Raw genomic sequence first — 15,079 nt, 5'->3', positions numbered from 1 at the left:
TCATGAATAATAGAGAATCATCCCACTGACGCACCATTTAAAGAATAGTAGGGTGCGTCAGACCGATTGATCATCATGAATAATAGAGAATCATCCCACTGACGCACCATTTAAAGAATAGTAGGGTGCGTCAGACCAGTTAATCATACTGACGCACCATTTAAAGAATAGTAGGGTGCGTCAGACCAGTTAATCATACTGACGCACCATTTAAATAATAGTAGGGTGCGTCAGACCAGTTAATCATACTGACGCACCATTTTACACCCTATAGGTTAGTATTGTGGAACGGAAGGATCAACCTCTTTACTCCAGGCGGTAATTCCGCCTTTAACATTAATCCCCTCAATACCAGCTTCCTTGAGAATGCCTAAAGCCTTAGCCGATCGCCCTCCCATTTTACAATGTGCAATTAGACGATTACCATTGAGCATTTCTTTAACCTGTTCAACTCCTTTCCCCTGTTCAATATCGGGTAGAGGAATTAAAACAGAACCGGGAATTTTGGCGATTTCGTACTCATTAGGGTTCCGAACATCAATCAATACAAAATCATCGGCACCACTGTCAATCAGGGATTTTAATTCCGTTACCGTCATTTCCGCCAGAGATCCGGCTTCTTCTGCTTCCTGCTGTTTAGCTTGGGGAATGCCGCAGAATTGTTCATAGTCGATGAGTTTTTCAATCACCGGACGTTCAGGATTAGGCCGTAATTTCAATTCCCGGAAACTCATATCTAGGGAATTGTAAAGGAGTAAGCGACCGCTAAGAGTCCGTCCCTGTCCCAAAATGATTTTAATGGTTTCAGTGGCTTGAATAACGCCAATCATGCCTGGTAAAATCCCTAAAACTCCACCTTCGGCGCAGGAAGGAACCATCCCAGGGGGTGGGGGTTCAGGATATAGGTCGCGGTAGTTAGGTCCGCCTTCATAGTTGAAAACGGTAGCCTGACCCTCAAATCGGAAGATAGACCCGTAGACGTTGGGTTTATTTAACAAAACACAAGCATCATTGACCAGATAACGGGTGGGGAAATTATCGGTTCCGTCTACCACCACATCATAGGATTTAATAATATCCAGGGCATTTTCGGAACTGAGGCGAATATTGTATAACTCTACCTGGCAGTTAGGATTAATTTCGAGAATCCGATTTTTGGCAGATTCTATTTTAGGTTTTCCCACCCAGGAGGTCCCGTGAATGATTTGGCGTTGGAGATTGGAATTGTCTACAATATCAAAATCGACAATCCCAATGCGACCAATCCCTGCTGCGGTTAGGTATAATAGCAGAGGTGAACCGAGTCCACCTGTACCAATGCAGAGGACGCTGGCCGCTTTCAGACGCTTTTGACCGTCTAACCCGACTTCTGGTAAAATCAGGTGACGGGAATAGCGTTCGTATTCGTCTGGCTGTAACTGGATTTCATCCAAATTCGGATTTAGCATGGCAAGGTCTGGCAAGGGAATATGCAACCGTTCTCAGAAACCTACAATATCACAAAGTGTCTGGAAAACGACAAGGCTTTCAACCCCAACCTTTGGTAAACTACTTAGGTAACAGTAACCTGCTATTGATACCTATGGCGAGAATTTGATGATTAAAGTCCTGCATCTTTCGGATATCCATTTAGGTAGTGGTTTTTCCCAAGGACGGATCAACCCGGAAACTGGCTTAAATACTCGTCTGGAAGATTTTACGAGAACTTTGGGGCGATGTATAGATCGGGCGATCGCAGAACCTGTGGATTTGGTTTTGTTTGGGGGGGATGCTTTCCCTGATTCTACGCCGCCACCATTTGTTAAGCAGGCTTTCGCTCAGGAATTTCGCCGCCTGGTAGATGCGGAAATTCCCACGGTGTTACTGGTGGGGAATCATGACCAACATTCCCAAGGACAGGGAGGGGCGAGTTTGGGGATTTATCGGACTCTGGGGGTTCCGGGGTTTGTGGTGGGCGATCGCTTAGAAACCCATCGCATTCAAACTCGCCAGGGTTTAGTTCAGGTGATTACTATCCCCTGGTTGACCCGTTCAACTCTACTGACTCGACCGGACACTGAGGGGCTGTCTTTGGAGGCGGTTAATAAATTACTCATCGATCGCCTAATGGTAGCCTTAGAGGGCGAAATTCGACGGCTTGATGCGGATATTCCCACGGTATTGTTAGGACATTTAATGGTCGATCGCGCTAGTTTCGGGGCTGAGAGGTTTCTGGCGGTGGGGAAAGGTTTTAATCTTCCTTTGGGGTTGTTGACTCGTCCTCAGTTTGATTATGTGGCTTTGGGTCATGTTCACAAACATCAAAATCTTAATCCTACTAATAACCCTCCGGTGGTGTACCCAGGAAGTATTGAAAGGGTGGATTTTTCGGAGGAAAAAGAAGATAAGGGGTTTGTGTTGGTGAATTTGGCGAAAAATCAAACGACTTGGGAATTTTGCCCTTTACCAGTGCGCCCATTTTGTACAATTAGGGTGGATATTTCCCAGCAAGATGACCCCCTAGCGGCGTTGCTGGGGGCGATCGCTAAGAAAAACATTGATCAGGCTGTGGTGCGACTACTGTATCAGTTGCGACCAGATCAATTAAATGCGATCGATATGCCGAAACTGCACGCAGCTCTCAGCAGCGCCCATAGTTATACTATCCAACCGGAATTAATTAGTCAACTGGCCCGCCCTCGTTTGCCTCAATTGGCGGCGGGAAGTGCGATCGACCCCTTAGAAGCCCTAAAAACCTATTTGGATAGCCACGACCATTTAAAGGGTTTACAGCAGGATATGATCGAGGCGGCTAAGGGTTTGTTAGCTGAGAATACCGCCGAGTAAATTAAAACGCTATACTTAAACTAATTCCCAACATAGTCAATAGCACTAGAACTTATCTAATATTATGAGCAATCGTCTAGCCCAATCATCAAGCCTTTATCTCCGTAAACACGCAGATAATCCCATTGACTGGTGGCCTTGGTGCGATGAAGCCTTAGAAAAATCTCGAACTGAAGATAAGCCCATATTTCTGTCTATTGGCTACTCAAGTTGTCACTGGTGTACAGTTATGGAGGGGGAAGCGTTTTCTGATGCGGCGATCGCTGAATATATGAACGCTAATTTTATCCCCATCAAAGTCGATCGCGAAGAACGTCCAGAAATTGATAGCATCTATATGCAAGCCCTACAAATGATGACTGGTCAAGGGGGCTGGCCGCTAAATGTATTTCTCACCCCAGGCGATCGGATCCCCTTTTATGGTGGCACCTATTTTCCCATTGAACCCCGCTACGGAAGGCCTGGCTTTTTGGATTTATTGAAAGCCATTCACAACTTTTACCATACTGACAAAAATAAACTGGAAACTGTCACGGAGGAAATTCTTACCCAACTGCGACAGTCTGTGATTTTACCACCCTCGGAATTAACCGAAGATTTACTGAAACAAGGACTAGAAACTAACACGGGAGTAGTTGGTCGGAATAACTACGGCGGTCCTCGGTTTCCGATGATTCCTTATGCAGATATGGCTTGGCGGGGAAGTCGCTTAATTTCCTCATCTAAAGTAGATGGTAAAGCTGCCTGTTTGCAACGAGGAAAAGACTTAGTGACCGGAGGCATTTATGACCATGTGGCGGGAGGCTTTCATCGTTACACGGTTGACCCGACCTGGACTGTTCCTCACTTCGAGAAAATGCTTTATGATAACGGTCAAATTCTTGAGTTTTTGGCGGATCTATGGTCTGAGGGTGAGAAACAACCTGCTTTTCAACGGTCAATAAATGGTACGGTGGAATGGTTGAAACGGGAAATGACTGCGCCACAGGGCTATTTTTACGCGGCACAAGATGCTGATAGTTTTGTCACCTCTCAGGATAAAGAACCGGAAGAAGGGGCGTTTTATGTGTGGACTAATCAAGAGTTAGAAACTTTCCTAACTTCGGAAGAATTTGGGGAATTACAAGCACAATTTACGGTGACAAAATCGGGTAATTTTGAAGGTAAAACAGTATTGCAGCGCTGGAATTGTGACGAGTTAGACCCCTTAATAGAAACGGCTTTGGCTAAACTGTTTGCAGTCCGTTATGGTGCGCCCCCAGAGGAGGTTAAAACTTTCCCGGTGGCTGAGAATAATCAAGGGGCTAAACAAAGGGACTGGCCGGGTCGTATTCCGGCGGTTACTGATACTAAGATGATTGTAGCATGGAATGCTCTGATGATTTCTGGGTTGGCGAAAGCGGCGCGGGTTTTTGATAATTCTGAATATTTGGAATTGGCTACTACGGCGGCAAAATTTATCCTCAAACATCAGTGGGTTGATGACCGTTTTCACCGGGTTAATTATGATGGTCAGGTGGCGGTCTTATCACAGGCGGAAGATTATGCTTTATTTGTCAAAGCATTAATTGATCTACATCAAGCTAGTTTACAACAGCCGGAATTGGCAGAGTTTTGGCTGACAAATGCTGTGAATGTTCAGAGTGAGTTGGACGAATATCTCTGGAGTATGGAATTGGGGGGCTATTTTAATACAGCCCTTGATGATGCTGAAACTTTGCTAATTCGTGAACGTAGTTATATGGATAATGCTACTCCGGCGGCGAATGGGGTGGCGATCGCTAATTTGGTGCGGCTATTTTTGTTAACAGAAGACCTGAACTATTTAGATCGCGCTGGGCAGGCTTTGGAAGCCTTTGCTAGTATTATGCGCCAGTCTCCACAAGCCTGTCCGAGTCTGTTTGTGGCTTTTGATTGGTATTGTAATAATACTTTGGTTCGCACTAATTATGAGCAAATTGCTAAGTTAAACAAGCAGTATCTACCTACTGCTGTTTTTAAACTTGATCAAAATTTGCCTACCGGTGCGATCGCCCTCGTTTGTCAGGGTCTCAAATGCAAAAAACCCGCCCAAGATGAGGCGGAAATGCTAACTCAATTGCACGACAGTCTCACTCGTACATAATACCCCCAAATTGGCTTGGGATTAATTCCCAAGCCTACATATACCCTCACCCAAGAGTTGGCGCTACCCTTCCCAAATAGTTAAGTTTTGCTAATATATACGGCTAGAGAGTTTTGTTATTTAAAACGACATTAAGAATTAATAAGAATTTATTGCTAATTATTCTCAAACCATTGACGAGTTTATAGGGGTTCTGCTAGACTGTAATTAATGTTACCCAAGGGCTTCTAGTGTCTAAATGCCAAAAACAGGGTCTACAACCCTTGTCATATAAGGAATTAGCACAATTACCCGACCAAAACTTGCCTCTGGCGATGCACCAATTTTCCCAAAAAAATGGGCCTCCCAAAATAGGCATCTTGACAAAATAGACATTTTGTGCATACCATCCCCAACCAGATCCAGATAATAGGCAGAAATATGACCTTGTGAAGACTAGGAAAATCGATAAATGCTAAACTTAAAGCCTTGGAAATGGGCAATTATAGTCAGTCCGATCGCCATCATAGTTGGATTTTTACTAATCTCAGCGGGGTGGCAAATTCATAGCTGGGGCATTAACTGGATCTGGGGAATTTTCACGCTGCTATTATTAGGGTGGCGGTGGTTATTAGTGAAGTGGACAAAGCCAGATATTGCCCAGGTAGAAGCGGCGATAGACGAGGCGGCTGCGAAGTTTCAATTAACGGAAGAAATGGCAGCAGCGACGGGAGGAAGTGAAGCGATCGCACAGGTAGAAAAAGCGGTACAAGAAATCCTGATACAATCGCGAAATGATCCGCCATTTTGGTTAGACTGGGGGCAATTTGGGGAACGCTGTAAAGAGTTAGTAGTTGTGATTGCTAATATCTATCATCCAGAGGTAAAATATCCCCTACTTGATATTTATGTACCCCAGGCTTATGGATTAATTAGGGGAACAGTAGATGATTTAGATAGGTGGATGCAAGAACTCTCCCCAGTGCTAAATAAAGTAACAGTAGGACAAGCCTATCAAGCCTATGAAGTTTATCAGAAATTAGAACCATCAGCCCGGAAATTATGGCAGGTCTGGAGTTGGGCTTCATGGATACTTAATCCTGTGTCGGCGGCGGCGAGGTTAGCGAGTCAGAAATATAGCAGTAAAGCGAATCAAGAACTATTAGTTAATTTAGGTCAAATGATGCGAGAGGTAGCCCTACAAAACCTCTCCCGACAAGCGATCGCTCTTTATGGTGGCGAACAACTTCCTCTGACGGCGTTAACTGTTACCGAGGACAATTTACCCCAGGCGAAAACCCAAACTTTACAGGAGATTATCGCCCAGGCTGACCCTCCCGAAAAGGTGGCACAAAAACCGATTAGTATTCTGTTGGTAGGACGCACTGGGTCAGGAAAAAGCAGTTTAATTAACACCCTATTTCAGGCTAACCTCGCGGAAGTTGATGTTCTTCCCAGTACGGATCGCATTAAAAATTATCACTGGAGTACACCGACAGGAGAATCCCTAAATTTGTGGGATACTCCGGGTTATGAACAAGTGAACCGAGAAGACCTGCGGGAGTTGGTAGTTAGTGAAGCCAAAACAGCAGATTTGCTATTATTAGTCACACCAGCCCTAGACCCAGCCCTACAAATGGATCGGGATTTTTTGCGGGATATGCGTGTAGAAGTTCCTGACCTGAAAGCGATCGCTATTGTCACCCAAGTTGACCGTCTGCGTCCGGTCAGAGAATGGCAACCTCCCTATAATTGGGAAACTGGAAATAGACCGAAAGAAAAAGCTATTCGGGAGGCGACAGAATATCGCCGCCAACAGTTAGGAGAATTTTGCGATCTGGTTTTACCCCTAGTTACGAGTGATTCCCCAACTCAGAGAAATCCTTGGAATGCTGAGATTTTATCCAACCATTTAGTAGAAGCAGTCGGACCGACCAAACAACTAAGACTAGCCCGATTTTTACGAGATCAAAAATCCCGAACTCTCGCCGCAGCTAAAATTATTGACCGCTATACCCGCCAAATGGCAACTACCCAAGGATTAACAGCTTTATTAAAAAGTCCTGTCCTCAAATTTATCTCTACCCTCACCACCGGAAACCCTACCCTCGCCTATCTGTTGGCTGAACAAATACCCATAGAACAGCTTCCGGTGGCGATCGGTAAATTGCAGATGGGTTATGATTTGTTTTGTCTCCTCAGCAGCGATCGCACTAAATCCCCTAATTTTGACCTTCTCGCCCTCTGGCCGCTACTTTTAAATAACCCCGATCCACCTGACCATAATGCTTGGGCTTTCGGACACGCTTTAGTTGAATATTGGACCCAAAATCTCACGGTTGAACAACTCGAAAAGCGATTTGATTACTATTTCCAATCTGAGAAAACCTAATACACACCAGCCTAGCCTAGGCTACCCTCTCACCCTCTCACCCCCCCAGCTAACCATAAGTTTTGCTAATTTATACAGCCAAATAAATTTTATCTTCAAAAGATTGTTAAGAATTGTTACAAATTTATTGAAAATAGCTGGCAAAAAGTTGACGAGAGAATGGGGGTTATGATACCCTAGAAGAAATCGCACCCAAGGGTTCACTATGTCTATCCGCAAAAACAGAGGCTACAACCCCGATTATATGGCGATAAAAATTATTCTCTCCCCAAAAGTTGAAGCTGGCGATGCACGAGTTTTTCCCCGAAAAGCGATCGTCTTTTTTCCACCTCTTGACAAAAACGCCATTATGTGCATATACCCTATTTTCCCCACAAGGCGGGTTTAATGTAATTATCAATTAATGACCGGGTGGGGCGGGTTTATTGATATTCCGGTGGGGAAATGTCATTGACACCATAACCCCCAGCGGCGGGGAAAGAAAGGGCGGGTTTATTGATATTCCGGTGGGGAAATTTCATTGACACCATAACCCCCAGCGACAGGGAAAGAAAGGGCGGGTTTATTGATATTCCGGTGGGGAAATGTCATTGACACCATAACCCGCCCCTACCATTATCAATTAATGACCGGGTGGGGCGGGTTTATTGATATTCCGGTGGGGAAATTTCATTGACAGCAGAACCCGCCCCTACCATTATCAATTAATGACCGGGTGGGGCGGGTTTATTGATATTCCGGTGGGGAAATTTCATTGACAGCAGAACCCGCCCCTACCATTATCAATTAATGACCGGGTGGGGCGGGTTTATTGATATTCCGGTGGGGAAATGTCATTGACAGCAGAACCCGCCCCTACCATTATCAATTATCAATTAATGACCGGGTGGGGCGGGTTTATTGATATTCCGGTGGGGAAATTTCATTGACAGCAGAACCCGCCCCTACCATTATTAATTGTCAATTAAAAATTCTTGAATAATTTTCAGGTAATTTTTAGGGTCTTCTAACATGGGAAAATGAGCAGTATTTGGCAAAATAGTAAGCTGAACGTTAGGATTGAGAGTAGCCGCTTGTTTAGCCATTTCCATAGGGATAATTTGGTCATATTCCCCAGCTACCAAGAGGGTAGGGACTGTTAATTTTTTAAATTCTTGAGGAAACCATTGGGTAGCTTCTTTGCTGACGGATGTTAAGACAGTACCATAGGCGGCGGCAAAATCTGCTAATAAGAAATCCTCTAAAAACTCTCGGCTGACCTGACTAGGTAAGGGACGATGCAGAAATCTCGCCATAAATATTTGATGAATTAAAGGCATTTTTGCCATCCATTTTGGGCGAAACATGACCACATAGCGACTAAATTTATGGAAAGTTGTAAATGATTTTTCATCATATTCAAAAATACCACTACAGGTTAAGATAGCCCGAACTACCATGGACGGATAAAGATTCATAAAAATGGCAGCAACGGAAGCGCCCATAGAGTGAGCGTTAATATAGACTTGTGGAATATTTAAAGCCTGTAAAAGGGCGGCTAAATCCTGAGCATATTCGGTTAATTCATAACTTCGATCGCCATCATTTAAAGCAGGTCGATTAGACCGACCAAAACCCCGCATATCATAAAGTAAACAATGAAAGCGATCGCCCAAAGCCATAGCGGTACTTTCCCAATAGCGACCCGACCCACCCCAACCATGAATAAACACCATAACCGGCTTAGAACTTTCTAAATGGTAGGGAGTTCCCACCCATTGATAATAGTGTTCTACGCCATTAATAGTAATATAAGAACTATCGGGCTGCTGAGTTAAACTAATCATCAAGCTATCAATTTGGTAATTTGCCAAGTTTTTTTAATATAGCAAATATTGCCTCAGATGCAGTCATAGGAGAAGCTGTTTTTAAGCCAATTAACCCAGTTTCCAGCCACCAGCCCCAGGTCTGGTGAGGAAATCGCCACAAGTCCAAATGTTCTACAGGCGGGTCAGCATAGAAACCACCATCACCGGCACCTAATAGCCCAGAACTCCAGTGAGTAAAGCGATCGTGACTGATACGGTAAAAGGGAAAATTCCCGACCCGACCAACTCCCCAACCATCAACGGCAATTAATCCCCTCACCTGACCCCCTGATTGTTGCCATCTGTAAGCACCTACCATAGCAGCCACCACACCGGCACTAAAGCCAATAAATATCAATGGTGTCAGAAGGCGATCGCCAAGATTATCCTGTAAAAACTCCCCCAAGGCGATCGGTGAGAGAGGGGAAGATAGATCAGCCGGAAACACCAAAAGCCCATTATCTCCCCAGTCTACTCCCAGTCTATCCAAAAACTGATCTGTAAAATGGGGCGGGTGAAATCCCGGACAGATAACAGTAGTTATAGTTGTTGAATGTTCCATTCCCACAGGTAAATGATATGACCAAACTATTAGTAGTGGCAACCGGAAACCCTGGTAAGTTAAATGAAATGCAGGCTTATCTGGGTGGTATCGATGTGAAATTGCAGCTTAAGCCCGATAATTTGGACGTTGAAGAGACCGGAAACACATTTTTGGAGAATGCCTGCCTAAAAGCCAGTGAAGTGGCAAAGGCGACGGGAGAATGGGCGATCGCAGATGATTCAGGACTAGCCGTAGATGCCCTAGGGGGAATGCCAGGAGTATATTCAGCCCGGTATGCGTCCACCGATAGCGATCGCATTAGTAAATTACTCAAAGAACTGGAAACCGCCGCCGACCGTAGCGCCCAATTTATTTGTGCGATCGCCATATGTCGTCCTGATGGTTCTATTGTCCAACAAGTCCAAGGAATATGTCCAGGAGTGATTGCCCAAACCCCCCAAGGTCAAGGAGGTTTTGGCTACGACCCCATTTTTTATGTTCCTGAGCAGCAAATGACCTTTGCCCAAATGTCTCCAGAACTCAAGCGAAAAATCTCCCACCGAGGAAAAGCCTTTGACCTATTACTTCCCCAACTGAGTACCCTTCTCAATGGGTAGGAAACCAGATCACTTATTGATCGTGCGATCGTCTCAAGGCGTGGATAAGAAACTCCCACCACTACTTCCCCAGGTGGGAGAGGCTTCATGGCGGGGAATAATCGCCGAAAGCGTTTAAATTGCTTCTAGGTTCTTTTCTCCTGTGCGGATACGAATAATTTGCTCAACTGGAGAGACAAATATTTTACCGTCTCCAATTTCACCGGTACGAGAAGCCGATACGATTTTCTCTACAACCATATCAACGTGCTCATCTTCGACCACAATCTCAACCTTGAGTTTTTGTAGGAACTCAACTGTATATTCCGAACCCCGATAACGCTCAGTCTGACCTTTCTGGCGGCCAAACCCGCGAACTTCCGAAACCGTCATTCCAACAATGCCAGCATTGACCAGGGCAATCTTGACTTCATCAAGTTTAAATGGCCGAATAATGGCTTCTATCTTTTTCAAGGTTTTCACTCCTAACGCTTACTGTTTGACAATCCTACACTTGGCAGTTGGGTTTAGTGCCTGCTGATCAGGTCTTCCAGGGAATCGGTCGAACTTTCTTTAAGATCAGCTCACCAGCTATCTAAGATACTACCAGTTCGATGCAAATCTCCCCAGGGGGTAGACATTCGACTCCGATTTATTCAGCCATACATAGCCCAAACCATTTGATATCACTATCAAAGCCCCGCAATTGGTAAATCGTGATACAATTGCAGGAAAGCCTCAACCCCCTAACCCTATCGGAACCAACCGTTAGGCCTGATAGTGGCGGCTTAACAATGTAAAATCTTGTTAAAACCCTAACCGCCCAGTCCCCTTAAACAAATTCCTTACTAAAATAGAGGTTTTAACTCAACAATATAGTTAAATTAGAGGAGCGATCGTGCAACTTCAAACTAAAATTGCTGCGGGGCGTGCAACAGGTGCGTTTGCGCTCATTGATAGTCTTAAACGTCATGGCGTACAGCACATTTTCGGCTATCCTGGTGGAGCTATTCTCCCCATTTATGATGAACTGTATCGAGCCGAAGCTGAGGGCGGTATACAGCATATCCTAGTTCGCCATGAACAGGGGGCATCCCACGCTGCTGATGGGTATGCCAGAGCTACCGGACGAGTGGGAGTGTGCTTTGGTACATCAGGACCAGGAGCGACTAACCTAGTTACTGGCATTGCTACGGCTCACATGGACTCGATACCAATGGTAATCATTACCGGACAGGTAGCCCGCCCCGCCATTGGTACAGATGCTTTCCAGGAAACAGATATTTTCGGCATTACCCTACCAATAGTCAAACATTCCTATGTGGTTCGTGAACCGGGTGATATGGCTCGCATTGTGGCGGAAGCCTTCCATATTGCCAGCACAGGCCGTCGGGGTCCGGTACTCATAGACGTTCCCAAAGATGTAGGTTTAGAGGAATTTGATTATATTCCGGTTAATCCAGGAGAGGTTTCTTTACCTGGCTATCGTCCTACTGTTAAAGGCAATGTTCGCCAAATCAACCAAGCTATTAAACTTATAGAAGAAGCAGAACGTCCCCTGATGTATGTCGGTGGTGGGGCAATTTCCGCCGGAGCCCATGCAGAAATTTCGGAATTAGCAGAGCTTTTTCAGATTCCTGTAACTACCACATTAATGGGGAAAGGTTCTTTTGATGAAAAGCATCCCCTGTCTGTGGGAATGTTGGGAATGCACGGAACAGCCTATGCTAACTTTGCTGTTAGTGAATGTGATTTGTTAATAGCTGTGGGGGCGCGATTTGACGATCGCGTTACGGGGAAACTTGATGAATTTGCCTCTAGGGCGAAGGTGATTCATATTGACATTGACCCGGCGGAAGTTGGTAAAAACCGCACGCCGGAAGTGCCAATTGTCGGAGATGTTCGCCAGGTGTTGATAGACCTGTTGCGCCGCTGCCGGGAAATTGGAGATGTCGGCAACGATAATCAAACTCAATCCTGGTTAGAGCGGATTAACCGTTGGCGGGAAGATTATCCCCTGGTGGTTCCCTCTTATTCTGATAGTCTCTCTCCCCAAGAGGTGATCGCAGAATTAGGAAAAATGGCACCGGATGCGTACTATACCACGGATGTGGGTCAGCACCAAATGTGGGCGGCTCAATTTTTGAAAAATGGCCCCCGTCAGTGGATATCTAGCGCTGGGTTAGGAACTATGGGCTATGGTATCCCGTCGGCTATGGGAGCTAAAGTGGCTTTGAGCGATCGCGAGGTGATTTGTATTGCTGGGGATGCCAGTGTGCAAATGAACATCCAGGAGCTGGCTACTATAGCACAATATGGCATAAATGTCAAGACTGTAATTATTAATAACGGTTGGCAGGGTATGGTCCGCCAGTGGCAACAAGCCTTTTATGGTGAGCGCTATTCGGCTTCTAACATGGAAATCGGAATGCCAGATTTTGAAATGTTAGCACGTTCCTATGGGGTAAAAGGCATGGTCGTTAAGAGTCGTGACGAATTACACCAAGCACTAGCGGAAATGTTGGCTTATGAGGGTCCTGTGCTGATGGATGTTCATGTTACTAAGGATGAAAATTGTTATCCTATGGTAGCACCAGGAAAGAGCAATGCTCAGATGATAGGATTACCTGAACGCCGGCAGTTAGAAAAAGCTGTTGAGTTAATCTATTGCAGTAATTGTGGGGCGAAAAATGTCGCCAGTAACAATTTCTGTCCTGAGTGTGGCACGAAACTGTAAACAGTCATCTATCACCTAGTAAATAGTAGGGACAAGGTTGGTCTTGTCTCTACTGGGTCAATTATGGATGTTCTGTTATCTGGCGACCTATCAGTTAATAGGGGGAAGCTGTTAACCTTCCGTCGGAATAGAAAATAAGATGATCAGCCAAATCTGGATTTTTTAAGAGTAGTTGATATTGGGTGGGCGCAAACTTAATCACTTCGTAGTCAAGAGTTTTTAAGGAGTTTTTCGGCCAGGGTAAAAAGGAAGTTTCGGGGTTAGACAAGTTGAATTGATAAATCTCTGGGGTATCTTGTCTAATTAAAATTGTATCGTCCAATTCGCGTAAATTATGGTGCATGACTGTCTGAATGCTATTGGTGGTAAATTGTACCCTTTCAAAGGGTCCGTCACCGGGTTCGCGACTAAATGCGATCGCATATTTTTCACCCCCCCCAAATAGATACAAACCCTGTATTAAACCGGTCCGATAAATATAAGCACCCCGGTAATTATCAGGAATAGCAGTAATAATAGCGGGGGTATTAGGGTTATCTTGTAACATCCCCAAAAGAATATTTTGAGAAATTGAACCAGCCACCTGCCAATTTTGGTTCAAAGATTGAACAGTCAACCCAAAAATCAACAGTAAAATTGAGGAGACGACCAAAATCAGCCGGATATTCATACACAAACACGCGAGGACTACTGCTAGATAAATTGACGCAAACCCAGAACCGAAATAGAGGTATCTTTCCCCTTGGGTGTCTGTAATTGACACAAATACATTAATGGCAGGTAAAACCGCTACAAAAAAACTACCTGCTAAAAATAGCAGTAAAGGGGGGATACTTGGGTCGGGAGTGCGGCTTTTAAACAGTAAGGAAGTACAAGCTAAGGACAGGAGAACAATTAGCCAAAAAATCGATAACCACAGACTAAAATTAGAGTTAAAAATCGGGGGCAGAAAAGTCCTAGTTGGGTAGATAATCAAATTTTGGGCAATATGAGCCCAATCAAACCTTAAATGAATATCCTCACCGTATCCCCCTACCAGTGTACCAATTTTGATAACTCTCCAGATAAAATAAACTGCCAAAACTGCCACATAGGGAATAATTAAGCCTAGTCTATTTTGCCAAGATTTGCCATTTTTTTTATTGGTAAAATAGTCGTAAATTTCAAACAAAATAATCAACCCAGGAAAGGTGACGAGAGATTCCTTTGATAGCACTGCCATAAAAAATAGCAGTAGAGATAATATATAAGGATATTTATATCGGGAATTTCTGCCGATTAAATAAGCGATAAAAGCTACAAACCCAAAAAAGCTAGAGATGACATCTGTGCGCGCAGAAATCCACGAAACTGCTTCGGTGTGACTAGGAAGTAGTAAAAATACAAACCCGGAAATATAGGGTAAAACTATTTTATAGTGGCGACCAATGGGAAAATTACGAACTAATAAACTAGCAGTCCAACCTACTGCTAAAGCATTGCTGAGATGAAATCCCAAATTAGTTAAATGATAACCGAGGGGTTCATTACCCCAAATTTGATAATCTAGGAAACTGATTAAACTCAGAACCGGACGAAAAAACAAAGATTGACCATGTTGTTGATTGACCCACAATCCCCAAGGTCCGACCTGTTCAAAAATGGCAATTAACACTAAATCATCTGACAGAAAAAATGAGTTAATAATAGGATAATAACAAACTATACCTGCCAGAGCGATAATGACAATTAATATAGCCCGATAAATAAGGAGCGATCGCCCTTGATTAATTTTGAACATTAAACTTAACTTTTTCCCCAATGATGAATTGAATATGTCCTAAGTATCAGTCTCCACGCCAGAGGCTGTCCAGGGAGTTAGAATAACATAACATCCTATCAGTTCAACCTTAAACCTAGGAACGAAATAACGCCTAACTACGTCAAACTAGGTCATCTGTATATTAGCCGAGTGGTTGAAAAGGCGATCGCAAAACTTAAAATATCCTCATAGGCTACCAGACATCAACTCAAGACTTGAATTGTAGATCAAG

General features: G+C 44.3%; 12 protein-coding genes. 6 read left to right on the top strand and 6 right to left on the bottom strand.

Features of this window, described 5'->3' with window-relative positions:
• Nucleotides 1-275: 275 nt before the first annotated feature.
• A complete protein-coding gene (gene moeB, locus N39L_RS20355) occupies nucleotides 276-1,448 on the bottom strand; it encodes a molybdopterin-synthase adenylyltransferase MoeB (protein WP_006617247.1) in 1,173 nt (390 codons plus the stop codon).
• Nucleotides 1,449-1,596: 148 nt separating this feature from the next.
• Here moeB and sbcD point away from each other — a divergent pair, with 148 nt between their 5' ends.
• Complete coding sequence (sbcD, locus tag N39L_RS20350; protein ID WP_006617248.1) at nucleotides 1,597-2,826, top strand: exonuclease subunit SbcD; 1,230 nt, start codon at nucleotides 1,597-1,599, stop codon at nucleotides 2,824-2,826.
• A 64-nt stretch (nucleotides 2,827-2,890) separates the two neighbouring features.
• Nucleotides 2,891-4,951, top strand: coding sequence for a thioredoxin domain-containing protein (locus N39L_RS20345; RefSeq protein ID WP_014276195.1), 2,061 nt, complete (start codon nucleotides 2,891-2,893; stop codon nucleotides 4,949-4,951).
• Between the two features lie 234 nt (nucleotides 4,952-5,185).
• Here N39L_RS20345 and N39L_RS20340 read toward each other — a convergent pair whose 3' ends face one another.
• Nucleotides 5,186-5,335, bottom strand: a complete 150-nt coding sequence (locus N39L_RS20340; RefSeq protein ID WP_014276194.1) for a hypothetical protein — start codon at nucleotides 5,333-5,335, stop codon at nucleotides 5,186-5,188.
• Between the two features lie 67 nt (nucleotides 5,336-5,402).
• Here N39L_RS20340 and N39L_RS20335 point away from each other — a divergent pair, with 67 nt between their 5' ends.
• Entirely contained in the window at nucleotides 5,403-7,322 is a 1,920-nt protein-coding gene (locus tag N39L_RS20335; RefSeq protein ID WP_006617250.1) for a GTPase family protein, read from the top strand.
• 244 nt (nucleotides 7,323-7,566) lie between these two features.
• On the top strand, nucleotides 7,567-7,710 hold the full coding sequence (locus tag N39L_RS20330) for a hypothetical protein (RefSeq protein WP_231851970.1): 144 nt from the start codon (nucleotides 7,567-7,569) through the stop codon (nucleotides 7,708-7,710).
• 565 nt (nucleotides 7,711-8,275) lie between these two features.
• Here N39L_RS20330 and N39L_RS20325 read toward each other — a convergent pair.
• Nucleotides 8,276-9,148, bottom strand: coding sequence for an alpha/beta fold hydrolase (locus N39L_RS20325; RefSeq protein ID WP_006616908.1), 873 nt, complete (start codon nucleotides 9,146-9,148; stop codon nucleotides 8,276-8,278).
• A 7-nt stretch (nucleotides 9,149-9,155) separates the two neighbouring features.
• Nucleotides 9,156-9,731, bottom strand: coding sequence for a hypothetical protein (locus N39L_RS20320; protein WP_006616907.1), 576 nt, complete (start codon nucleotides 9,729-9,731; stop codon nucleotides 9,156-9,158).
• 17 nt (nucleotides 9,732-9,748) lie between these two features.
• Between N39L_RS20320 and rdgB the strand changes: the two genes are divergently transcribed.
• Nucleotides 9,749-10,330 (top strand): RdgB/HAM1 family non-canonical purine NTP pyrophosphatase, encoded by a 582-nt coding sequence (rdgB, locus tag N39L_RS20315; protein WP_006616906.1) that lies wholly within the window; start codon nucleotides 9,749-9,751, stop codon nucleotides 10,328-10,330.
• A gap of 114 nt (nucleotides 10,331-10,444) precedes the next feature.
• On the opposite strand, the gene N39L_RS20310 is transcribed toward rdgB, so the two are convergent.
• Nucleotides 10,445-10,783: a P-II family nitrogen regulator gene (locus tag N39L_RS20310; RefSeq protein WP_006616905.1), complete on the bottom strand. Its 339-nt coding sequence runs from the start codon at nucleotides 10,781-10,783 to the stop codon at nucleotides 10,445-10,447.
• 424 nt (nucleotides 10,784-11,207) lie between these two features.
• Here N39L_RS20310 and ilvB point away from each other — a divergent pair, with 424 nt between their 5' ends.
• Complete coding sequence (gene ilvB, locus N39L_RS20305) at nucleotides 11,208-13,046, top strand: biosynthetic-type acetolactate synthase large subunit (RefSeq protein ID WP_006616904.1); 1,839 nt, start codon at nucleotides 11,208-11,210, stop codon at nucleotides 13,044-13,046.
• A gap of 94 nt (nucleotides 13,047-13,140) precedes the next feature.
• On the opposite strand, the gene N39L_RS20300 is transcribed toward ilvB, so the two are convergent.
• Nucleotides 13,141-14,826 (bottom strand): hypothetical protein, encoded by a 1,686-nt coding sequence (locus N39L_RS20300; RefSeq protein ID WP_006616903.1) that lies wholly within the window; start codon nucleotides 14,824-14,826, stop codon nucleotides 13,141-13,143.
• Nucleotides 14,827-15,079: the final 253 nt, after the last annotated feature.

Origin of the sequence: Limnospira platensis NIES-39 (assembly GCF_026000695.1) — a bacterium.
Classification (GTDB): Bacteria; Cyanobacteriota; Cyanobacteriia; order Cyanobacteriales; family Microcoleaceae; genus Limnospira; species Limnospira platensis.
The sequence above is the reverse complement of the archived record's forward strand: the minus strand, read 5'-3'. Positions and strand labels throughout refer to the sequence as shown.